A 22490-nucleotide genomic window follows, 5' to 3' on the forward strand; every position below is an offset into this window, starting at 1 on the left:
CGCCATGGCCGGTCCGATCGACCGCCGCCTGCTGACGCGGGCGCGACCCGCGCGCACGTTCCTCGTGCTCGGCGCGCTCATCGGCCTCGCCCAGACGCTCGGCATCGTCGGCACGGCGGCGGGCGCCGCCCTCGCGATCGCGGCGCTCGTCGGCGGCGCGCCGGCGGCATCCGCTCTTGCGCTGCTCGTCGCCTCCGTGCTCGTGCGCACCGCGGCGACCTGGGCGCTCGAGGGCGCCGGCGCCCGGGCGGCGAGCGCGGTCAAGAGCCAGCTGCGCGCGGCCGTGCTGACCGCCGTGTCCGCCGCGGGACCGGACGGGATGGCGCGCCGCGACCGCGCCCGGGTCACGACCCTGGTCGGGCGCGGCCTCGACGCGCTCGACGGCTACTTCGGCTCCTACCTGCCGCAGTTCCTGCTCACCGTGATCGCGGTGCCCGTGCTGCTCGGCGTGCTCGCCCTCGCCGACCCCGAGACGGCGATCATCGTCGCGTGCACGCTGCCGGTCATCCCGGTGTTCATGGTGCTCGTCGGGCTCGCGACGCACGCGACGCAGCAGCGGCAGTGGGCCGCGCTCGGCACGCTCGCGAGCGGATTCCTCGAGCTCGTCGAGGGGCTGTCGACCCTCACCCTGTTCGGCCGGCAGCACCGTCAGGAGCAGCGCATCGCCAACGTCACCGAGCACTATCGCGCCCGCACGATGGCGGTGCTGCGCGTGACGTTCGTCTCCGGTTTCGTGCTCGAGATCGCCGGCACGCTCTCCGTCGCGATCGTCGCCGTGACGATCGGGGTGCGGCTCGTGGAGGGCTCCGTGCCGCTCGCGCTCGGGCTGTTCGTGCTGCTGCTCACGCCCGAGGTGTACGTGCCGATCCGGCAGGTCGGCGCCCGGTTCCACGCCTCGGCCGACGGGGTCGCCGTCGCGGACGAGGTGTTCGCGATCCTCGACGACGCCCCCGCGCCGCGCGGCCCCCGGGCGGCGGGCGCCCGGTCTCTCGAGCTCGACCAGCTCAGCGTCGGGTACGACGGGGTCGAGGTCGTGAGGGTCTCGCTGCGTGTCACGGCCGGCCGGATCACGGCGCTCGCGGGGCCGAGCGGCGCCGGCAAGTCGACGGTCGTCGCGGCCCTGCTCGGGTTCCGGCCGCACGGCGGGCGGCTGCTGCTCGACGGCGTCGAGGCGACGGATGCGCGCCACGCGATCGCCTGGGCGCCGCAGCGGCCAGCGCTCGTCGCGGGCTCGGTCGCGAGCAACGTCGCGATGCGCGGGCCGGACGTTTCGCCCGCGGGCGTGTCGCCCGCGGACGGGTCGCTCGCGGACGCCGAGCTCGCGACCGTGCGGCGCGCCCTGCACCTCGCCGCGGCGGACCTCATCGACCCCGCGCTCGTGCTCGGCGAGGAGAGCGCCGGGCTCTCCGGCGGGCAGGCCCAGCGCGTGGCCCTTGCGCGCGCGATCCACCGTGCGCTGACGACCGACGCCCGGCTGCTCGTGCTCGACGAGCCGACCTCCGCGCTCGATGCGGCGACCGAGGCGGAGCTCGTCGGGCGGCTCCGCGAGCTCGCGGACCAGGGAATCGGAGTGCTCGTCGTCTCGCACCGCGACGCCGTGCTCGCCGCAGCGGACACCGTGGTCACGCTCGGGGCCGGGGCCGGGGCGCGGGCCGGTGCTGCGGCCGGGGCGGATGCCGGTGCTCGTGACCGTGCTGCGGCCGGGGCGGGTGCTGGTGCGGGTGCTGGTGCTGGGGTTCGTGCCAGGGCTGGTGCGGGCGAGCGTGACAGTGTCGCGGCCGGGGCGGGCGTTCGTGCCGGTGCCGGGGCGCGGGCCGGTGCTGCGGCCGGGACCGCGGCGGGCGTGGGCGGCGGGGCGGGCGCGGGTGCCGCATCCGTCGTCCCCTTGCGTCGGGGCGAGTCGTGAGCCGGCTGCTCGGCACGGACGCGCCGACGGATGCCGTGCTGCGCGCGGCGCTTCCGTCGCGGCGCGCGATGCTCACCGCGCTCGGCCTCGGCGTGCTCGGGTCGGGGTCCGCGGTCGCACTGCTCGCCACCTCCGCGTGGCTCATCACGCGCGCCGCGGAGCAGCCGCCGATCCTCTATCTGACGTTCGCGATCGTCGGGGTGCGGGCGTTCGCGCTCGCGCGCGCGTTCTTCCGCTACGCCGAGCGGCTCGCGGGCCACGACGCGGCGTTCCGCGGGCTCGGCGCCGTGCGCGTCGCGGTCTGGCGGCGGCTCACGCGTGTCGGACCCGACGGGCTCGCTAACGAGCGCCGCGGCGACCTGCTCACCCGGTTCGTTGCCGACGTCGACCGCCTGCAGGACCTCCCGCTGCGCGTCGTGCAACCCGCGGCGACGGCGATCGTCGTCGGTCTCGGTGCGGTCGTCGCGGTCGCGCTCGCCGACCTCCGCGCGGCGGCGATCCTGCTCGTGGTGCTCGTCGCGGTCGTGGTCGCTGCGACGAGCGTGCAGCGCCGCATCGCCGCGGCGGCCGACCGCGAGCTGGCGCCGGCGCGCGCCCGCCTCGACGCTCTCGTGCTCGAGCACGTGGGACGCCTCGACGTGCTCGCCGCCTTCGACGCGGTCGATGCGAGCCTCGCCCGGATCGGGGCAGCGGATGCCGCGGTGCGGTCCGCGGACCTGAACCGCGCGCGCGGCACCGGGGCGATCGCGGGCATCGGCGCGCTCGGCGCGGGACTCGCGACGCTCACGGTGCTGCTCGCGGTGCCGGTGTCCGAGGTCGGCGGCCCCGTGCTCGCCCTCCTCGCGCTCGTGCCGATCGCGGCCGTCGACGTCGTGCTCGCGGTGCCGACGGCGCTGTCCGCGTGGAGCGAGGTGCGGGTGGGTGCGGGCCGCGTCGCGCGGGCCGCGCCGCTCGAGATCCCCCCGGAGCTGCCGGGTCGGCCGGCCGAGCAGCCCGCGGCGGTCGCGCTGCCGGAGCACGGGTCCGCGCCGGTTGCGCTGCCGGCCGGGTTGCCGGACGAGACGTTTGCGCCGGTTGCGCTGTCTGCCGGGCCGTCCGCGCCGGTTGCGCTGCCGGCCGGGCACGGCATCCGTCTGAGGGGGGTCGCGGCGCGGTGGCCGGGAGCGTCCGCGGACGCCGTCTCGGACCTCGCCCTCGACCTCGCGCCGGGCGAGCGGGTGCTCGTCACGGGCCCGAGTGGCGCCGGGAAGACGACGTTCGCTCACGTGCTCGTGCGGCTGCTCGAGTACCGCGGCTCGTACCGGATCGGCGGGGTCGAGGTGCGCGACCTCGACCCCGACGACGTGCGGCGGGTCGTCACGCTCATCGAGCAGCGGCCGCACGTCTTCGACGAGAGCGTGCGGCAGAACCTGCTGTTCGCGCGCGAGTCCGCGACCGAGGCCGACCTGTTCGAGGTGCTCCGCCGCGTCGGGCTCGACGACTGGGTCACGGCACGCGGCGGCCTTGACGCGCGCGTCGGCGATCGCGGCTCGCTCGTGTCGGGTGGTCAGGCCCAGCGCCTCGCGCTCGCCCGCGCCCTGCTCACCGACACCCCGGTGCTCGTGCTCGACGAGCCGACCGCGAACGTCGACCGTGACCGGGCGGACGCCGTGCTCGCGGACCTCCTCGGCTCGGCCGCCGCCTCGGGCCGAACGGTGCTGCTCATCAGCCACGCCCCGGTCGACAGCACCCTGATCGACCGCGAGGTACGGCTCGCCTGACCCGCGGGTGCGCCGCGTGCGACCCGCGGGGTGCGCCGCGCTCGACCTGCCGCTGTGCGCCGCGCTCGACCCGCCGCCGTGCGCCGCGCTCGACCCGCCGCCGTGCGCCGCGCTCGACCCGCCGCCGTGCGCCGCGCTCGACCCGCCGCCGTGCGGAAACTCAGGAGTTGCGCGCGTGGGCGGCGGTGGCGCTCCTCGGCGCCGCTGTGCGGAAACTCAGGAGTTGCACCGGAGCTGCCCGGCGGCCCGGGTTCGGAAACTCAGGAGTTGCGCGCCCGGGCGGACGGCAACGGGTTGCAATCGCGGGGGGAGCGACACCAACTCCTGAGTTTCCGCGGGGGAGGGCTGTCGCGCGCGGGGGTCGGGGGTGGCGGGGTGCGGTGGCGTTACTCCTGAGTTTCCGCGGGGGAGGGCTGTCGCGCGCGGGGGTCGGGGGTGGCGGGGTGCGGTGGCGTTACTCCTGAGTTTCCGCGACGGGGCGGGTCAGGCGCCGGGCGGACCGGGGAGCGGCCTGCGCAGCGCGGCGAGGCGTGCGCGCCAGAGGTCGAGGCGACCGGGGAGCTCGGCGAGGCCCGGCCCATCGACCCAGCGCGTCACGATGCGCGGTCCGTGCAGTGCCGACAGCGTCCACACCTCGCAGCCGTCGAGCTCGGCGGGCGTCACGGCCTCGCGGTGCGTCTCGACGCCGAGCGCTCCCGCGAGACCGACCAGCGCCCGCTCGGTCACGCTGTCGACCCGGTCGAACTCCTCGGGCACCCCCATCAGCAGCTCGCCGCGCCACCACACGAGCGCGCTGTTCGCGCCCTCGACGACGAAACCGCCCGCGCCGCCCGGCTCGAGCGGCGAGAGGATGACGGCCTCACCCGCTCCGGTCGGCTGTACCGCGGTGCGCAGCGCCGACATCCGTTCCAGGTCCGGACCCTTGACCGACGGATGCCGCCGCGGGTCCGTCGGCGCGGTCGCCACGACCACGGAGCGTCGCCGCTCCGGCGCCTCGCGCTCGCGGTACACGAGCGCACCAGAGGGCGCGTGCCACTCGACCCGCGGGAACCACGCTCCGGAGCGCGGGATGCGAGCGATGACGGCGTCCCAGAACGCGTCGAGCTCGGCGCCCGGCGCGTCAGCGGTGGTCGCGGTGACCGCGGCGGCGGGGGTCGAGCCGAGGGCGGCGGGCCGGCCGGAGCCGGCCGCTGCCGAGGAGGCCGACGCGGCGGCAGCGGCCCCGGCGGCGGAGGAGGCAGCGCGGACGGCATCCGTGAAGCGGGCGCGGTGCAGGTCGATCGCGAGGGCGCGGCCCTCGTCGACGAGCCAGGAGTCCGCGGCGGCGACGCGCACGGCCGTCGGGTCGCACCAGTCGAGGGGCTCGAGGGCGCCGTCGCGCCAGCGGTAGGTGACGGACGCGCCCATAGGATCGAGCCTATGCGCACGGGCCTCGCGGTCGCCGATGTCGACGGCTGGGCGGAGCCGGCGACGGCATTCGCCGCTCTCGCTGACGAGCCGCGCGCGTTCTGGCTCGACGATCCGAGCGGCACGAGCTGGGTGGGCACGGGCGGCGTCGTCGTCGATTCGGTGGCCGGCATCCGCGATGCTCTCGGCGCCGGCGGCGCCCTCGTCGGCTGGATCGGATACGAGGCGCGCGCCGAGACGATGGGCGAACCGATCCTGCGGACCGAGCGCTTCCCGCGCGTCGCCCTCATGCGCGTGACGGGCGTGCTGCGGTTCGACCACGCCGCGCGCCGCGTGACGGCGTACGGCGCGGTGCCCGATCCGAGCGCGGGCGAGTCGCGTCCGCCCGATCCGAGCCCACGCGCGTCGGGCCCGTCCGCCTCGGGCCCGCCCGAACCGAGCTCGCCCGAGCCACGCGCCGCGACGTGGGCGGACGACGACGCCCGGTACCTCGCCGCGATCCGCGCGTGTCTCGACCGCATCCGCGACGGCGACGCCTACCAGCTGTGTCTCACCACCGAGGTGCGCGTCAACGGACCCGTGGACCCGGATGCCGCCTACCGCCGCCTGCGCGCGCTGACCCCCGCGCACCACGGCGGCCTCGTGCGCGTCGACGGGGTGGCGCTCGCGAGCGCGAGTCCCGAGCGCTTCCTGCGCATCGCCGGCGGACGCGTCGAGACGAGCCCGATCAAGGGCACGCGCCCGCGCTCCGCCGACCCGGCAACGGATGCGGACCTCGCCGCCGACCTGCTCGCGAGCGCGAAGGAGCGCGCCGAGAACACCATGATCGTCGACCTGATGCGCAACGACCTCGGCCGCATCGCGGTGCCCGGCACCGTCGCCGTCGAGGCGCTGCACGCGGTCGAGAGCTATCCCGCGGTGCACCAGCTCGTGAGCACGATCTCGGCAACGCTGCGCCCGGGTGTCGACGTCGTCGACGTGCTCGGTGCCACGTTCCCGGCCGGCAGCATGACGGGCGCGCCGAAGCTCGCGGCGACGCGCATCCTCGACGGCCTGGAGCGCCGCGCGCGCGGGGTCTACGCGGGCGCGTTCGGCTGGATCGACGCCGAGCCGACCGAGGGCGGGCTGGACACGGAGGGCGGGCTGGACACGGAGGGCGGCCGGGACACCGAGGGCGGGCTGGACACGGAGGGCGGGCTGGGCACGGAGGGCGGGCTGGGCACGGAGGGCGGGCTGGACACGGAGGGCGGGCTGGACTGGGGCGCGGACCTCGCCATGGTCATCCGGTCGATCGTGACGGATGCCGCGGGCGCGGTCGTCGGGACGGGCGGCGGGATCACGGCGTCATCCGTTCCCGGGGAGGAGCTCGCGGAGGTGAAGCTCAAGGCGGCGGCCCCGCTCGCGGCCCTCGGCGCCGCCCCGCCCCCGCCGCCCCCGCCACATCCGGTGTGAGGACGATCTGCGCGCGTGAGGACGACGCGGACCGTCCTCACGCGCGCAGATCGTCCTCACACGGGAAACCGGCCGGGGAACCAGCGGCGGGGACCAGCAGCGGGGCGCGGGCGGGGGCCGGGCGTTACGGGCAGGTTTCGCTAGGCTTGTGCGTTGGATGACGCGGCGGAAGCCCCATCCGCCTGTCCCGCAGCACCCCCCGAAACGAGATTCCTGCATGGCGAACGCGCACGCTGCCTCTGAAGAGCACGACGCTGAAGAGCACGACGCTGAAGAGCACGACGCTGAAGAGCGCGACGCTGAAGAGCGCGACGCTCCGGACTACGATTTCGCGGCCCTGCAGGCGAAGTGGCTCCCGGTGTGGGAGGAGGCCGCACCATACGTCGCGGGCAAGCCCGGCGACAAGCGTCCGCGCAAGTACGTGCTCGACATGTTCCCGTACCCGTCGGGCGACCTGCACATGGGTCACGCGGAGGCGTTCGCGTTCGGCGACATCATCGCGCGCTACTGGATGCAGCGCGGATTCGACGTGCTGCATCCGATCGGCTGGGACAGCTTCGGCCTGCCCGCCGAGAACGCCGCGATCAAGCGCGGCGCCGAGCCGCGGGCGTGGACCTACGAGAACATCGCCACGCAGAAGAACTCGTTCAAGCGCTACGGGCTCGCCCTCGACTGGACGCGCGAGCTGCACACGAGCGACCCCGAGTACTACAAGTGGAACCAGTGGCTGTTCCTCAAGCTGTACGAGAAGGGCCTCGCGTACCGCAAGGCGAGCTGGGTGAACTGGTGCCCGTTCGACCAGACCGTGCTCGCCAACGAGCAGGTCATCGACGGCCACTGCGAGCGCTGCGACCACCTGGTCGAGAAGAAGAAGCTCACCCAGTGGTACTTCAAGATCACCGACTACGCCGATCGCCTGCTCGACGACCTCAAGCAGCTCGAGGGCTCCTGGCCGTCGAAGGTCATCTCGATGCAGCGCAACTGGATCGGACGGAGCACGGGAGCGGATGTCGACTTCCGTCTCGAGGGCGCACCCGCGGAATCGGTGGGCGACACCATCACCGTGTTCACCACGCGCCCCGACACCCTGTACGGCGTGACGTTCATGGTCGTCGCCCCCGACTCCGACCTCGCAGCCGAGCTCGCCGCCGGCTCCACCCCGGAGGCCCGGGCCGCGTTCGCGGCGTACCGGGAGCTCGCGCAGAAGTCGACCGAGATCGAGCGCCAGGACGCGTCGCGCCCGAAGACCGGTATCCCGCTGGAGCGGTTCGCCGTTCACCCGCTGACGGGGGAGCGGATCCCGATCTGGACGGCCGACTACGTGCTCGCCGACTACGGGCACGGCGCGGTCATGGGGGTGCCCGCGCACGACCAGCGCGACCTCGACTTCGCGCTCGCCTTCGGCCTCCCGGTCAAGATCGTGGTCGACACGAACGCGCCGCTGACCGGCGCGATCCCCGTGCTCGACCTCGACGAGAACGGGCTCGCGATCCTGCCCGACGACCCGGCGCCGCTCGACCCGGCCCGCACCGGGCAGGCGCTCGGCGGCGACGGACGGATGATCAACTCCGGTCCGCTCGACGGCCTGAGCAAGCAGAACGCGATCAAGCGCGTCATCGAGGTGCTCGGCGAGGCCGGCACCGGCCGCGCGTCGAAGACGTACCGGCTGCGCGACTGGCTGATCAGCCGCCAGCGGTTCTGGGGCACGCCGATCCCGATCGTGCACTCGGCCTCCGGCGAGCTCGTGCCCGTGCCCGAGGACCAGCTGCCGGTGGTGCTGCCGTCGACCCAGGGCCTGGACCTGCAGCCGAAGGGGCAGTCGCCGCTCGCCGCCGCATCCGCCTGGGTGCAGACGACCGATCCGCGCGACGGCTCGCCCGCGCTGCGCGACCCCGACACGATGGACACCTTCGTCGACTCGTCGTGGTACTTCCTGCGCTTCCTCGACCCGAACGACGACACGAAGGCCTTCGACCCCGCGCTCGCCGAGAGGTGGGCGCCCGTCGACCAGTACGTGGGCGGTGTCGAGCACGCCATCCTGCACCTGCTCTACGCGCGCTTCATCACGAAGGTGCTGTTCGACCTGGGCTACGTGAGCTTCACCGAGCCGTTCGCCGCGACCCTCAACCAGGGCACCGTGCTGACGGCCGGCAAGAAGATGTCGAAGTCGCGCGGAGGCGTGCACCTCGGTGACGAGCTCGACCGTTTCGGCGTCGACGCCATCCGGCTGACGATGTCGTTCGCGGGTCCCCCGGAGGACAACTTCAACTGGGAGGACGTCTCGCCCGCGGGCAGCCAGAAGTTCCTGGCGCGCGCCTGGCGCATCTCCGGCGAGGTCGCCAGCCCGCCCGACGTCGAGTGGAAGGGCGGTGACCGCGCGCTGCGCCGGCAGACGCACCGGCTGCTCGCCGACGTGCCCGGCCTCATCGAGGGCTTCAAGTTCAACGTCGTCGTCGCGCGTCTCATGGAGCTCGTCAACGGCATCCGCAAGACGATCGACAACGGACCGGGCGCCGGCGATCCCGCGGTGCGCGAGGCCATCGAGGTGGTCACCGTCGTGCTCTCGCTGTTCGCGCCGTACACGGCCGAGGACATGTGGCAGCGACTCGGCTACGAGCCGTTCGTCGCGTGGGCCGGCCTGCGCAAGGCCGACCCGACGCTGCTCGTCGAGGACAGCGTGACGGCCGTGCTGCAGGTCGACGGCAAGGTGCGCGACCGGGTGGAGGTCTCCCCGCGGATCGCGGCGGACGAGCTCGAGCAGCTCGCCCGCGCGTCGGCCGCCGTGGTGCGCTCGGTGGGCGATCGCGAGATCGCGAACGTCATCGTGCGCGCCCCGCGCCTCGTGAACATCGCGACCCGCCCCGCGGGGTAGCCCCGGCGCCGGGGGACCGCTCGGCCCGTCCTCCCCAGGCGCGGCGAGCGCCGCGCGTCCACCGCGCGAACGGATGCCGCGGGGCGCCTCGCCGGTCGCCCCTAGCCTGACGCGGTGACGGCATCCGACCCCCGCGCCCGGCTCAGGATCGGCGTCGGCGCGGCGGTCGTGCTCGTCGTCGTCGCGCTCGGCGTCGGTGTCGCGGCGGCGGCGCTCACGGATGCCGGCGACACCCGCGAGATCACGCCGGCCACCCCGGTGCCGACCGCCTCGGCGGTGGCACGGACGGTCGTCGTGCACGTGCTCGGAGCGGTGCAGAGCCCCGGGCTCTACACGCTCGACGACGGCGCGCGCGTCGTCGACGCGATCGCCGCCGCGGGCGGGCTCACCGCGCACGCCGACCCGGCGGCCGTGAACCTCGCGCGGTTCCTCACCGACGGCGAGCAGCTCGTCGTGCTCGAGGAGGGCGAGGCGCCACCCCCGGGCGTCGCGGGTGCGCCGGGCGGCGGACCCGGCGGCACGACCGCGGGCGGACTGGTGAACCTCAACACGGCCGACCAGGCGACGCTCGAGACCCTGCCGCGCGTCGGGCCGGCGCTCGCGCAGCGCATCCTGGCCTGGCGCGACGACAACGGCGGGTTCACCTCGGTCGACGACCTGCGCGGGGTGAGCGGGATCGGCGAGAAGACGTTCGCGCAGCTCGAGCCGCTGGTGACGGTGTGAGGGGCGCGGTCGACGCGCGGCTCGCGGCGCCCGCGGTCGCGGCCTGGATCGCGGGGGCCGCGCTCGTCGCCCTCCCGTCGTGGTGGGCCGTCGCGGCGCTCGGGTCGGCCGCGCTCGTCGCGGTGCTGCTTGCCGTGCTCGCGGGGGTTGCGCGCGGGATGCGGCCGGTGCGGGGCCGCGGGGGCGGTGCGGCCGTGCTCGCGAGCGTCGCGGTCGCCCTGGCCGCCGCGACCCTCGTGGGCGCGGTCGCCACGGCGCGGGACGGCGCGCGGCACCCGAGCCTGATCGACGGGGCGGCGCACCGCGGCCGGTCCGTCGAGCTCGAGATCACGGTGACGTCGACGGCGTACCCGGGCGACGACGTCGTGCGCGGCGACGTGCGGGTGGCGACGGCCGGCGACAAGCGTGTGGCGGTCGACGTGCCGGTCGTCGTGCTCGGCCCGGTCGACGACCGCCTCGCGATCGGCGCCCGCCTCGGGGTGACCGGGGTTCCGCGCGCGGCGGAGCCGGGGGACGACGCGGCCTACCTGGTCTTCGCGCACGAGGCACCGCATCCGCTCGCCGCGCCGACGGGCCCGCTCGCCTGGGGCGACGGGCTGCGGGCGCGCTTCGCCGAGCTCGCGACCCGGCTGCCGGGCGACGGCGCGGCGCTGCTGCCCGGGCTCTCGATCGGTGACACGGGTGCCGTCGCGGACGACCTCGACCAGGCGATGAAGGGGTCCTCGCTCAGTCACCTGACCGCGGTGTCGGGCGCGAACTGCGCGGTCGTGGTGGGGATCGTGCTCGCCCTCGCCCGGCTGTGCGGGGTCGGTCGCCGGGCGCGGATCGTCGTCGCGGGCGGCTGCCTGGCCGCGTTCGTCGTGCTCGTGACGCCGGAGCCGAGCGTCGTGCGCGCCGCCGTGATGGCCGCGATCGTGCTCGTCGGCGACCTCAGGGGCCGCAGCGGGCGCGGCCTGCCGGTGCTGTGCGCGGCCGTCGTCGTGCTGCTCGCCGTCGATCCGTGGCTCGCCCGGGACTACGGCTTCGCCCTCTCCGTCGCGGCGACGGCGGCGCTGCTCGTGCTCGCGCCGCCACTCGCCGCGCGACTCGAGCGCTGGCTGCCCGCGCCGATCGCGCTGCTCGTGAGCGTGCCGCTCGCCGCGCAGCTCGCGTGCCAGCCGATCCTGCTGCTGCTGCAGCCGAGGGTGCCGATCTGGGGCGTGCCCGCGAACCTGCTCGCCGAGCCCGCGGCGACGGTCGCGACGGTCGCGGGCCTGATCGCCTGCCTGCTCGCGCCGATCGCACCGCCGGTCGCGCTCGTGATCGCGCACGTCGGCTGGCTGCCTGCGGCCTGGATCGCGGCCGTCGCGCGGGTCTGCTCGACGCTGCCGGGCGCGAGCCTGCCGTGGCCGGGCGGGGTGGTCGGCGTCGCCGGGCTCGTCGTCGTCACGGCCGTGCTCCTCGTCGCGCTGCTCGCGCCGCCGGGGCGAGCGCGGCGCGGTGCCGGCGCGGTGCTCGCGCTGTTCCTGGCGGGCGCGGTCGCGGCATCCTTCGGCACCGGGATGGCGCGGAACGCGGGGCGCCCCGCCGATTGGGAGGTCGCCGGCTGCGACGTCGGCCAGGGCGACGCGTTCGTGCTGCGCAGCGCCGGGCGCATCGCCCTCGTCGACACCGGTCCGGAGCCGGCGCTGCTGCGCGCCTGCCTCGACGATCTCGGTGTCGGGCGCGTCGACCTGCTCGTGCTCACCCACTACGACCTCGACCACGTCGGGGGCACGGATGCCGTGATCGGCCGCGTGGACCGCGCGCTCGTCGGCCCGGTCTCCGATCCCGACGACGACCGGTTGCGCGCCGAGCTCGCGGCGGGCGGGGCGATCGTCGAGCAGGGCGTGCGGGGCGCCGCGGGATCGCTCGGCGACCTGGACTGGCGGCTGCTCTGGCCGCCGCCCACGGGCGTCGAGCCGGGCAACGCCGCGAGCCTCACCCTGCTCGTGACGCCGCGGGCGTGCGCGTGCCTGTCGGTGCTCGACCTCGGCGACCTCGGCGAGGAGTCCCAGGCGCGGCTGCTCGGTCTCGAACGCGCGGAGGGCGGGCTGCCGCACGTCGACGTCGTGAAGGTCGCCCACCACGGCTCGCGCGACCAGGACCCGGAGCTCTACGCGCGGGCCGCGGCGGCCGTGGGCCTCATCGGAGTCGGCGCGGACAACGACTACGGCCACCCGACCGCGGAACTGCTCGCGACCCTGGCGAGCGTCGGCACGAGCGCCCTGCGCACCGACCTCGACGGCGAGTACCTCGTCGCGCCCGGACCGGACGGCGGGGTGCGGGTGTGGACGGCCGGCGCGCGGGGCCCGGACCGGGCCGGTGACGGCGGGGGTGACGGCGGCGGCGGCGACGGAGGCGGTGGTGGCGGTAGCGGTGGCGACGACGGTGGCGGCCACTAGGGTGAGGGGCGTGGCGGGCAGGACGACGGGTCGGGCGGGATCGCCGGCCCGCGGCGGCTCGGGCGTCGCGATCCCGCAGCTGCCCTGGTCGGCCGTGCGGCCGGCATCCGTCGTTCTCGTGAGCGGCACCGAGGGCTTCCTCGCCGACCGGGCGATCCGCGAGCTGCGCGAGCTGCTCCGGGCCGAGGACCCGAGCCTCGAGGTCAGCGACATCGACGCGGGGCAGTACGCGCCCGGCGAGCTCATCACGCTCGCGAGCCCGTCGCTGTTCGGGGAGCCGCGCCTCATCCGCGTCACGGGCGTCGAGAAGGCGACCGACGCGTTCCTCGCGGAGACGCTCGAGTATCTCCAGGCGCCCGCCGACGGCAGCTACCTCGTGCTGCGGCACGCGGGCGGCCAGCGCGGCAAGAAGCTGCTCGACGCGGTGCGCGCGGGCAGCGGGTCGGGCGTCGAGGTCGTCTGCGCGCCGATCACCAAGGACGCCGAGAAGCACGACTTCGCGGCCGCCGAGTTCCAGACCGCGGGCCGGCGGATCAGCGCCGGGGCGCTTCGCGCGCTCGTGTCCGCGTTCAGCGACGACATCGCGGAGCTCGCGGCGGCGTGCCAGCAGCTGCTCGCCGACGCCGCCGACGAGATCACCGAGCAGACCGTGCAGCGGTACTACGGCGGCCGGGTCGAGACGACCGCGTTCGCCGTCGCGGATGCCGCGCTCGCCGGGCGCTACGGCGACGCCCTCATGCTGCTGCGGCACGCGCTCGCGGGGGGCAACGACCCGGTGCCGATGCTCGCGGCGTTCGCGTCGAAGCTGCGGACGATGGCGAAGGTGTCCGGCGCGGCACGGATGGGGTCGGGCCAGGCGGCCGGGGCGCTCGGCCTGGCGCCGTGGCAGGTCGACCGCGCCCGGCGCGACCTGCAGGGCTGGACCGACGACGGCCTCGCCGCGACCATCGAGCTCACGGCCGAGACGGACCACCAGATCAAGGGCGCCGGGCGCGACCCGGTCTACGCGCTCGAACGGCTCATCGGCGTCGTCGCCCGCCGCGGAGTGTGACGGCCGGCTTCGAGACGGCCGCCTTCGAGAGGGCGCTGGCTTCGAGAGGGCGCTCGCGCGCCTCCTCGGCCGCCGGGGTGAAAGCGAAAGCGCCCCGCCTCCCAGGGGAGGCGGGGCGCTTTCGCGGTGTGCGCCGACGTCAGCGGCCGGCGTGTGTGCGCGGGTCAGCCGAGCTTGGCGACCTGGGACGCGATCGACGACTTGCGGTTCGCGGCCTGGTTCTTGTGGATGACGCCCTTGCTGACGGCCTTGTCGAGCTTCTTGGTCGCGAGGTGCAGGGCGGCGGCGGCCGCATCCTTGTCGCCCGCGGCGATCGCGGTGCGCGTCGCGCGCACGGCGGTCTTGAGCTCGCTCTTGACGGCCTTGTTGCGCTCCTGCGCCTTCTTGTTCGTGATGATGCGCTTGAGCTGCGACTTGATGTTCGCCATGGAGAGTTCTTCCGTTGTCCGATGAATGGTGGAGCGGCCTACGGTTCCGGTAGAGGAGTGGGGGTCCCGGGCCGCTTATCGCGCCCGATCCGCGAGAGACGGATGAGCACGCAAGCCAACGAGGGACTCTACCAGCCGGCCGGTTCGCCGGCAACGTGACCGCCCGCGGCGCCCTCCGGCGTGTCGAGCCGGCGGAACACGGCCCGCGGATCGTCCGCGAGGGCGGCCTCGATGCGCCCGAGCATGTGGGCGCTCATCGGCGGCAGCGCGTCGAGCCCGAACCAGGCGGCATCCGTGTTCTCGCCGTCCGCCGGGTACGGCTCGCCGCTCAGCCACGTGCAGCGGAACGTGACGTCGGTGTACCGGCTGCGGTCGCCGTTGGGGTACTCGTACAGCGCGGTGACGCCGAGGCGCGCGAGCCGGTCGACGCGGATGATGACGCCGGCCTCCTCGAGCGCCTCGCGCGCGGCGGCGTCGGCGGCCTCCTCGCCCGGGTCGACGATGCCCGTGACGGGCGTCCAGTCGCCCGTGTCGCTGCGGCGCACGAGCAGCACCTCGCGCTCGTCGCGCACGATGACCGCGGTCGTGCCGATCAGCCACAGCTCCTCGTGGCCGATCCGCTCGCGCAGGCGGAGGACGAAGTCGGGGGTCGCCATGGTCAGGCCTCCAGCTCGGCGAGGACGGTCGTGAGGCGCGCGGCGAGCGCGGGGTTCCGCATCCGTTCGGTGCTGCCCGGCACACGAGAGAGCGCGCCGTCGCGGCAGGCGCGCACGAAGGCGCCCTCCTGCAGGCGGAAGCGGTCGCGCGATCCGTTGACGAGCCGCACGGGGGCGGCGATAAGGCGCAGCGCGGCGCGGGTGTCGAGCGCGGCGAGGCGACCCAGCTCCGCGTCGAATCCCGCGTCGGCGGCCACGGGCGCGCGATCGTCGCCGCCCGCGAACGTCGCGGACGCCCACGCGGCCACCGTCGAGCCCCGGTCGCCGTGCAGGACGGATGCCGTCGACGCGATCCGGTAGCTGTCGGCGAGCCAGCCCAGCGTCTCCGTGCCGCAGCCGACCGCGACGAGCCCGGCGAGCGCGGCCGAGCCCTCGGCCGCCGCGGCGATCGCGAGGTGCGCGCCGACGCCGTTGCCGACGAGCACGGCGGGCCGGGCGAGGCCGAGCAGCGCGACGCGGATGCCGTCGAGCGAGGCCTCGACCGAGAACGGCGACGAGGCGCGTGCGCCGTGGCCCGGCAGCTCGACGCGGATCGCCTCACCCGCGGCGGCCGGCCAGTCGTCGCCGGAGCCGCGCAGGTCGTGCACGAACACGACGGGGGCGGGCATGTCCCGATGCTACGCGGGGCGGCGCGTGCCCAGGGCTGCGCGGGTTCCAGGTCCCGGGCCGCCCGGGTTCCAGGTCCCGGGCGCCGCACACAACATCCTCGAAACACGCGCCGCCTAGCCTGGCCCGGTGCCCCAGCTCGCGCCCCACATCTCCGTCGTGCCGGGGTCCGGCATCCGTCGCATCCACGAGATCGCGCTCGAGCTCGGCGGTGCCGCGCTCGACGGCGTGACGATGCTCGCCGTGGGGGAGCCCGACGTGGCCGTCGCCGCACACATCGCCGATGCCGCGCGTCGGGCCTGGGCGGCGGACGCGACGAACTACACCGCGAACGGCGGCATCCCGGCGCTGCGCCGCGCGATCGTCGCCAAGCTCGCGGAGCGCAACGGCATCCGGGTCGAGACCGAGCAGGTCTGGGTGACCGTCGGCGCGACGCAGGCGCTGCACCAGGCGATGACGCTCGTGCTGGCCGCGGGCGACGAGGTGCTCGTCCCCGACCCGGGCTACACGACGTTCACGATGAACGCGCGCATGATCGACGCCGTGCCGGTGCCCTACCGGCTCGCGCCCGAGCTCGACTTCCAGCCCGACCTCGACGAGCTCGAACGGGTCGTCTCCGAGCGCACCCGCGCGATCATCGTGAACTCGCCGTCGAACCCGCTCGGCAGCGTGTTCGACGAGCCGACGCTGCGCGCGCTGCTCGACTTCGCGCGTCGGCACGACCTCTGGGTGATCAGCGACGAGGTCTACGAGGCGTTCACCTACGGTGCGCCCCACCTCTCGATCGCGGCGCTCGACAGCGACGACCGCGTGTTCAGCGTGTTCTCGCTCTCGAAGACCTACGCGATGACGGGAGCCCGGGTCGGCTACCTCGTCACCCCGCCGGGACTCGCGGCGACGATGCGCACGGTGCAGGAGGCCGCGATCAGCTGCGTCGCCGAGCCCGAGCAGCACGCCGCGGTCGCCGCGATCGAGGGTCCGCAGCGGTCGGTGACGGATGCCGCAGCCCACTACGCGGCCAACCTCGCGGCGACGCGCGCGCTGCTCGACGCCCGCGGCATCCGCTACCTGAACCCGGGCGGCGCGTTCTACCTGTGGATCGACGTCTCGCACGCCTCGGGCGGCGACGTCGCGGCGTGGGCGGAGCGGTTCCTCATCGAGCACCGGGTCGCGGTCGCGCCCGGCAGCGCGTTCGGGCGCACCGGCGAGGGCTGGATCCGGGTGTGCCTCGCGAGCCGCGAGGAGGACCTCCGCCGCGGCCTCGCCCTGCTCCCCGCCCCCTGACCTCGCCCCTGCCCTCGCCGCCGGCCCGGCGCCGGGGTTCGGAAATTCAGGAGTTGCGCGCTGCGGGCCGCGGGCGGGCCCGCCGTGCCGGGCCGGCACCCCGGGAGCGCCGGCGCAACTCCTGAGTTTCCGCACTACGGCCCGACGCAACTCCTGAGTTTCCGCACGACGGCCCGGCGCTCGCCCGCATGGGACAATGGCGCGACATGTCTCCGCGCGCCCAGACCCCCCTCGAGCCGGCTTCGACCGACCCGGCCGCGATCCGCAACTTCTGCATCATCGCCCACATCGACCACGGCAAGTCGACCCTGGCCGACCGGATGCTGCAGATCACGGGCGTCGTGAGCGACCGCGACATGCGCGCGCAGTACCTCGACCGGATGGACATCGAGCGCGAGCGCGGCATCACGATCAAGTCGCAGGCGGTGCGGATGCCGTGGGCCCTTCGAGAGCTGCAGGGAACGGCGGCGGCGGGCACCTACGCCCTCAACATGATCGACACCCCGGGCCACGTCGACTTCACCTACGAGGTCTCCCGCAGCCTCGCGGCCTGCGAGGGCGCCATCCTGCTCGTCGACGCCGCGCAGGGCATCGAGGCGCAGACCCTCGCGAACCTCTATCTCGCGATGGAGAACGACCTCGAGATCATTCCCGTGCTCAACAAGATCGACCTGCCCGCCGCCGACCCGGACAAGTACTCCCGCGAGCTCGCGCAGCTGATCGGCGGCGACCCCGACGACGTGCTGCGGGTGAGCGGCAAGACCGGCATGGGCGTCGAGGCGCTGCTCGACCGGGTCGTGGAGAAGATCCCGGCCCCGGTCGGCGTCAAGGACGCCCCGCCCCGCGCGATGATCTTCGACTCCGTGTACGACGCGTACCGCGGCGTCGTCACCTACGTGCGCATGGTCGACGGGCAGCTGAATCCGCGCGAGCGCATCCAGATGATGTCGACGCGGGCGACCCACGACATCCTCGAGATCGGCGTGAGCTCGCCCGAGCCGTCCCCGTCGAGGGGACTCGGCGTCGGCGAGGTCGGCTACCTCATCACCGGGGTCAAGGACGTGCGTCAATCGAAGGTCGGCGACACCGTGACGAGCGCTGCCAAGCCCTCGACCGATCCGTTGCCCGGCTACACCGACCCGCTGCCGATGGTGTTCTCGGGCGTCTACCCGATCGACGGCTCCGACTACCCGGTGCTGCGCGAGGCGCTCGACAAGCTCAAGCTCTCGGATGCCGCCCTGCAGTACGAGCCGGAGACCTCCGTCGCGCTCGGCTTCGGCTTCCGGTGCGGGTTCCTGGGGCTGCTGCACCTGGAGATCATCACGGAGCGCCTGCGCCGCGAGTTCGACCTCGACCTCATCACGACGGCGCCGAGCGTGCCGTACCAGGTCACGACCGAGGACCGGAAGACGGTCACCGTCACGAACCCGAGCGAGTACCCGACGGGCGCGAAGATCAGCGAGGTGCTCGAGCCGATCGTGAGCGCGTCGATCCTCGCGCCGAAGGACTACGTCGGCGCGATCATGGAGCTGTGCCAGCAGCGCCGCGGCACCATGAGGTCGATGGACTACCTCGGCGAGGACCGCGTCGAGCTCAAGTACACCCTCCCGCTCGGCGAGATCGTGTTCGACTTCTTCGACCAGCTGAAGTCGAGGACGCAGGGCTACGCGTCGCTCGACTACGAGCCCGCGGGGGAGGCGCCCGGCGATCTCGTCAAGGTCGACATCCTGCTGCAGGGCGAGACGGTCGACGCGTTCAGCGCCATCGTGCACAAGGACAAGGCCTACGCCTACGGCACGATGATGGCGACGCGGCTGCGCGAGCTCATCCCGCGCCAGCAGTTCGAGGTGCCGATCCAGGCCGCGATCGGGGCGCGGATCATCGCGCGCGAGAACATCCGCGCGATGCGCAAGGACGTGCTCGCCAAGTGCTACGGCGGCGACATCACCCGCAAGCGCAAGCTGCTCGAGAAGCAGAAGGAGGGCAAGAAGCGCATGAAGATGGTCGGCCGCGTCGAGGTGCCCCAGGAGGCGTTCATCGCCGCGCTGTCCGGTGACGTCGAGTCCAAGGACAAGGCGAAGAAGTAGCCATGGTGGGGCGGGGCACGTCCGGGTCGCCCGCCGCCGACGACGACGCGCTGCGATACGAACTGCGCCGTCGCGCGTTCTCCCGCTCAGCGACGGAGGCGGACCTCCGCGCGCTCGAGGCGCACGAGGTGGCGCGCGAGGCGGCGCGCGCTGGCACGGGTGCCGGGGGAGCTGGGTCGGGTCGGGGTGCGGGTGCGGGTCCCGCGGGTGCCGTGGGCGCCGGTGCGCGTGCGGGTGTCGCGGGTTCGGAGGCGGATCGCGTGACCCTGGACGCGGCACGCCTGCGGTCGCAGCGCATCCGCCGCCGCGCGCTCGCCGGGGGTGTCGGACTCGTGCTGCTCGGCGCGGTCGTCGCCGGGGGAGCCGCCGCCGCGGGCACGCTGAAGATCAGTCCGGAGCCGACGACGCAAGGCTCGCCGGACACGGGCCCGGAGACCCGGGCGCCCGACGAGGACAGCCCGGCGCCCGACGGGCCGACCCCGGATCCGCCCGCGACGGACGTGTTCCCCGCGGGTCTGCCGATGCTGTCCGTGTTCGAGCGGCCGCAACGGAAGGTCGACCGGATCACGGTGCCCGAGGACGCCATGGACCCGGCGAGCACCCGGCTGCTGAGCTCGGCGGACGCCGGCTCCGCCGGGCTGTTCGCCGCGAAGCGTTGGGACGGTGAGATCTGCGCGGTGGTCGCGGGCGGCGGCGCGCCGCTGGCGTGGCAGTGCGCCGCGATCGTCGACGTGCAGGTGCAGGGCTTCGTGATCGGGTACTCCCTCGCCGACCGGAGCTACCAGGCGCAGTGGTGGGCGGACGGCACGGGCGACCTCGCGGTCACCGCATCCTGACCCGGCGCAGCGATCGCGGCCGGGATCGTCGTCGACTTGCGGTGGGCACCGGGGCTCCGCCATCATCCGGCTATGACGATTCCTTCTGGGCCGCACCCCGCGGGGTGGTACCGCGATCCGGCGAATCCCGCCGTCGAGCACTACTGGGACGGAACCCGGTACACCCAGACCCGGCCGGTCGGCGCGCCGGGCGTCACCGCGCCACCCGTGCAGGTGGTCAACAACTACTACCCGGCCGGGCAGCCGGCCGTGTCGCCGAAGAGCCGCCTCGTGGCGACGCTGCTGGGGTTCTTCCTCGGCGGGCTCGGCGTCCATCGCTTCTACCTCGGCAATGTCGGCCTCGGCATCGCGCTGCTACTCGTGGGCTGGCTGACGCTCGGCATCTGGCCGCTCATCGACTGGATCGTCGTGCTGGCCGGCAACGCCCACGACGGCCAGGGCCTCCCGGTGCGCAACTGGGAGTAGCCGTTCCCGCGCCCACCCTGCGCCCTGCACCCCGTCCGCCCGTCACGCGGAAACTCAGGAGTTGCGCGCGCGCCGCGCGGGTCCAGCGCGCTGTTCCGGGGCTCCGGCCCGCCGCGTGCGCGGTTACTCCTGAATTTCCGCACGACGGGGACGCGGGCCGTCACCAGTGCAGGATGCGCGCCCCGAGTGCGAGACCGCCGACGACCGCGATGCCGAGACCCGCGAGCACCCAGCCCGCGAGCGCGACGGCGTTGAGCACGATCCCCGCGACCGCGACACCGGTCGCGTCGGGCTCACGTCGGCGGGACAGGATGCCGAGCACGAGTCCGACGATCGCCGCGAGGAACGTCCAGCCCGCGAGCAGCGAGGTCACGCCGAGTGCGAGGCTCGCGATGCCGTAGCCGCGCGCGGTCGTGGGCGCGGGCGGCGGGACCGTCGCCGGAGCAGTGACCGGGCGCGCGGATGCGGTGGTCGGCTCATCGATCACGGTCGCGGAGCTGGTGTCGTCGTTCATGCCGCCCACGATGCCGCGGCGACTGATCACTGGCGTCCGCCGGAAGGGGCGGAGGCATCCGTCGAGAGGATGATCCTCGGCGCACCCCGCGACCCCGCGACCCCCGGGACCCCGCGACCCCGCGACCCCGCGACCCCGGGATCCCGGGACCCCGGGACCCCGCGACCCCGCGACCCCGCGCGGAAACTCAGGAGTTGGGCGCCGCGGATCGGGCTCCGCCCGCGGAGCCTCGCGCGGCGCGGGAGGTCGAGACGATCCAACTCCTGAGTTTCCGAAGCGGGGCCGGGCTACGCGGCGCCCGGGCGGCGCGCTGCAGCCGCACCGCGCGCACGGCGAGCTGCACGCACACCAGCAGGAGGAACCCGGCGAACAGCAGCGCCGACACCCGCGGCGCCATGACCTGGGCCAGCAGCGCGCCGGGGACGGCGGCGACCGCGGCGGCGACGCCCGTGACGAGTCCGTCGCGCAGATCGGTGAGGCCCGCGCGCGTGTTCGCGATCGTGCCCGTGATCGACGTCGGGATCATGGCGACGAGCGACGTCCCCTTCGCGATGAGGTCGGACACCCCGAGCAGCGCCACGAGCGCCGGCACCGCGACCGCTCCGCCGCCGATGCCGAACAGGCCCGAGCAGACGCCCATCACGAGGCCCACCGCGAGGTAGGCGATCACGACGCCGGCCGACAGCTCGAGCGGGTCGGCACGCACCGGCTCGGTGAGCGCGAGCCGCACCGCCACGACGAGCAGCAGCACGATGAACAGCCAGCGCAGCACGGCGAGCGGCAGCCGCCGCAGCAGCCAGGTGCCGATGAACGATCCCGAGACCGCACCGGCCGCGAGCAGCGCGGCGGCGGCCCAGTCGATCTCGCCCGCGATGAGGTACGTGATCGAACCGGATGCCGCGGTCGGCAGGATCGCGAGCAGCGACGTCGCCGAGGCGCGGCGCTGATCGAGACCCGCGAACAGCATGAGCATCGGGACCATGACGATCCCGCCGCCGACTCCGAACGCACCCGAGAGCACGCCGCCCACGAGGCCGATGAGGGCGAGTATCCACCACCGCGCGCGCATCACGTCCACGGGACCATGCAACCGCATCCGCGCCGATCCGTAGAATCGCAGGCATGCGGCAGAACGAACTGTGGCAGCGACCGGTGTCGTACGCCGCCGTCGGTGCCACGCAGGCCGCGGACCTGCTGCGGTATCCGCCGCGCGGTTACCGCCCGGTCGAGCGGCGCGCGCGCATCGGCCACGGCGAGGACCGGTTCGCCTTCGCGAGCATCGCGGTGATGACCTGGGGCGTTCAGCGCGGCAGCGGGATGCGCGTCGACCTCCTCGACGCCCCCGCCGAGGTCACCGACATGACCTACGTGCCCGTCGCGTTCGACGAGGCCGGTGAGCCGGTCGCGCCCGCGGCGACGAGCACGGCGGACGAGCAGGTGTTCGCCCCGGACGGCACCAAGGCGGTCGCGCCGGGCGATACGGCGATGCTGCACATCCCGTTCGGGCCGTTCCGCGTGAGCGCTCCCGTGCGGGTCGTGTACGTCGTCGACGAGCCGACCCGGCGCGGCTTCGCCTACGGCACGCTCGCGGGGCATCCGGAGGACGGCGAGGAGGCCTGGGTCGTCGACCGACGCGACGACGGCAGCGTGTGGATCACGATGCGGGCGTTCTCCCGCCCGTCCGGTCCGCTCTGGTGGGTGGTCTACCCCGTGCTGCGCCTGTCCCAGGAGGTCTACACCCGCCGGTACCTCCGCGCGCTCGCGGGTCCGATCGCGTAACTCCCGCCGCCGGGCTCCCGCGCGCCCCGCCCGGGCACGCTCGCGTCGCCCGGGAACGGATGCCGCCGTGCCCGGCCCTGCCCGTGCCCGGCCCTGCCCTGGAACGGATGCCGCACCCGCTCTGTTCGCGCCGGCGACTTCGGGAAATTCAGGAGTTAGTGCGCACCCGGAGCCGCCCCGG

The 22490-nt window shown here is 74.7% G+C and carries 18 protein-coding genes; 12 read left to right on the forward strand and 6 right to left on the reverse strand.

The features are described from left to right. Positions 1-4: 4 nt before the first annotated feature. A complete protein-coding gene (gene cydD, locus QT381_RS02115) occupies positions 5-1906 on the forward strand; it encodes a thiol reductant ABC exporter subunit CydD (RefSeq protein ID WP_289247032.1) in 1902 nt (633 codons plus the stop codon). Beyond that, positions 1903-3666, forward strand: coding sequence for a thiol reductant ABC exporter subunit CydC (cydC, locus tag QT381_RS02120; RefSeq protein WP_289247033.1), 1764 nt, complete (start codon positions 1903-1905; stop codon positions 3664-3666). The genes cydD and cydC overlap by 4 nt, the downstream gene beginning before the upstream one ends. Positions 3667-4149: 483 nt before the next feature. On the opposite strand, the gene QT381_RS02125 is transcribed toward cydC, so the two are convergent. Next, positions 4150-5073, reverse strand: a complete 924-nt coding sequence (locus QT381_RS02125; RefSeq protein ID WP_289247035.1) for an aminotransferase class IV — start codon at positions 5071-5073, stop codon at positions 4150-4152. A gap of 12 nt (positions 5074-5085) precedes the next feature. Between QT381_RS02125 and QT381_RS02130 the strand changes: the two genes are divergently transcribed. From QT381_RS02130 to holA, 5 genes are all read left to right on the forward strand, one after another. After that, a complete protein-coding gene (locus tag QT381_RS02130) occupies positions 5086-6525 on the forward strand; it encodes an anthranilate synthase component I family protein (RefSeq protein WP_289247036.1) in 1440 nt (479 codons plus the stop codon). A gap of 217 nt (positions 6526-6742) precedes the next feature. After that, the gene (gene leuS / locus QT381_RS02135; protein ID WP_289247037.1) at positions 6743-9397 is read left to right on the forward strand and encodes a leucine--tRNA ligase; all 2655 of its coding nucleotides are present in this window, start codon (positions 6743-6745) and stop codon (positions 9395-9397) included. 114 nt (positions 9398-9511) lie between these two features. Then, positions 9512-10120, forward strand: a complete 609-nt coding sequence (locus QT381_RS02140) for a helix-hairpin-helix domain-containing protein (protein WP_289247038.1) — start codon at positions 9512-9514, stop codon at positions 10118-10120. Beyond that, complete coding sequence (locus QT381_RS02145) at positions 10117-12543, forward strand: ComEC/Rec2 family competence protein (RefSeq protein ID WP_289247039.1); 2427 nt, start codon at positions 10117-10119, stop codon at positions 12541-12543. The genes QT381_RS02140 and QT381_RS02145 overlap by 4 nt, the downstream gene beginning before the upstream one ends. Positions 12544-12553: 10 nt before the next feature. Beyond that, positions 12554-13594, forward strand: coding sequence for a DNA polymerase III subunit delta (gene holA, locus QT381_RS02150; RefSeq protein WP_289247040.1), 1041 nt, complete (start codon positions 12554-12556; stop codon positions 13592-13594). 164 nt (positions 13595-13758) lie between these two features. Here the strand turns inward: holA and rpsT are convergent, their stop codons facing one another. The 3 genes from rpsT to QT381_RS02165 all read right to left on the reverse strand — a co-directional run bounded on the left by rpsT (position 13759) and on the right by QT381_RS02165 (position 15346). Continuing rightward, positions 13759-14022 (reverse strand): 30S ribosomal protein S20, encoded by a 264-nt coding sequence (gene rpsT, locus QT381_RS02155; protein WP_289247041.1) that lies wholly within the window; start codon positions 14020-14022, stop codon positions 13759-13761. A 128-nt stretch (positions 14023-14150) separates the two neighbouring features. Beyond that, entirely contained in the window at positions 14151-14678 is a 528-nt protein-coding gene (locus tag QT381_RS02160; protein WP_289247042.1) for an NUDIX hydrolase, read from the reverse strand. Between the two features lie 2 nt (positions 14679-14680). Then, positions 14681-15346 carry an alpha/beta fold hydrolase gene (locus QT381_RS02165; RefSeq protein ID WP_289247043.1) on the reverse strand — a complete coding sequence of 222 codons (666 nt, stop codon included), beginning with the start codon at positions 15344-15346 and terminating at the stop codon, positions 14681-14683. A 127-nt stretch (positions 15347-15473) separates the two neighbouring features. Here QT381_RS02165 and QT381_RS02170 point away from each other — a divergent pair, with 127 nt between their 5' ends. The 4 genes from QT381_RS02170 to QT381_RS02185 all read left to right on the forward strand — a co-directional run bounded on the left by QT381_RS02170 (position 15474) and on the right by QT381_RS02185 (position 20016). After that, entirely contained in the window at positions 15474-16628 is a 1155-nt protein-coding gene (locus QT381_RS02170; RefSeq protein ID WP_289247044.1) for a pyridoxal phosphate-dependent aminotransferase, read from the forward strand. 206 nt (positions 16629-16834) lie between these two features. Continuing rightward, on the forward strand, positions 16835-18715 hold the full coding sequence (gene lepA, locus QT381_RS02175) for a translation elongation factor 4 (protein ID WP_289247045.1): 1881 nt from the start codon (positions 16835-16837) through the stop codon (positions 18713-18715). 260 nt (positions 18716-18975) lie between these two features. Beyond that, the gene (locus tag QT381_RS02180; protein ID WP_289247046.1) at positions 18976-19551 is read left to right on the forward strand and encodes a hypothetical protein; all 576 of its coding nucleotides are present in this window, start codon (positions 18976-18978) and stop codon (positions 19549-19551) included. A gap of 72 nt (positions 19552-19623) precedes the next feature. Continuing rightward, positions 19624-20016, forward strand: coding sequence for an NINE protein (locus QT381_RS02185; RefSeq protein ID WP_289247047.1), 393 nt, complete (start codon positions 19624-19626; stop codon positions 20014-20016). Positions 20017-20176: 160 nt separating this feature from the next. On the opposite strand, the gene QT381_RS02190 is transcribed toward QT381_RS02185, so the two are convergent. Beyond that, complete coding sequence (locus tag QT381_RS02190) at positions 20177-20530, reverse strand: hypothetical protein (RefSeq protein WP_289247048.1); 354 nt, start codon at positions 20528-20530, stop codon at positions 20177-20179. A gap of 187 nt (positions 20531-20717) precedes the next feature. Continuing rightward, positions 20718-21599 carry a sulfite exporter TauE/SafE family protein gene (locus QT381_RS02195; protein ID WP_353889749.1) on the reverse strand — a complete coding sequence of 294 codons (882 nt, stop codon included), beginning with the start codon at positions 21597-21599 and terminating at the stop codon, positions 20718-20720. Between the two features lie 53 nt (positions 21600-21652). Here QT381_RS02195 and QT381_RS02200 point away from each other — a divergent pair, with 53 nt between their 5' ends. Beyond that, positions 21653-22309 carry a DUF1990 domain-containing protein gene (locus QT381_RS02200; protein ID WP_289247050.1) on the forward strand — a complete coding sequence of 219 codons (657 nt, stop codon included), beginning with the start codon at positions 21653-21655 and terminating at the stop codon, positions 22307-22309. Positions 22310-22490 lie beyond the last annotated feature (181 nt).

Source organism: Galbitalea sp. SE-J8, from assembly GCF_030345695.1.
Classification (GTDB): domain Bacteria; phylum Actinomycetota; class Actinomycetes; order Actinomycetales; family Microbacteriaceae; genus JAUASV01.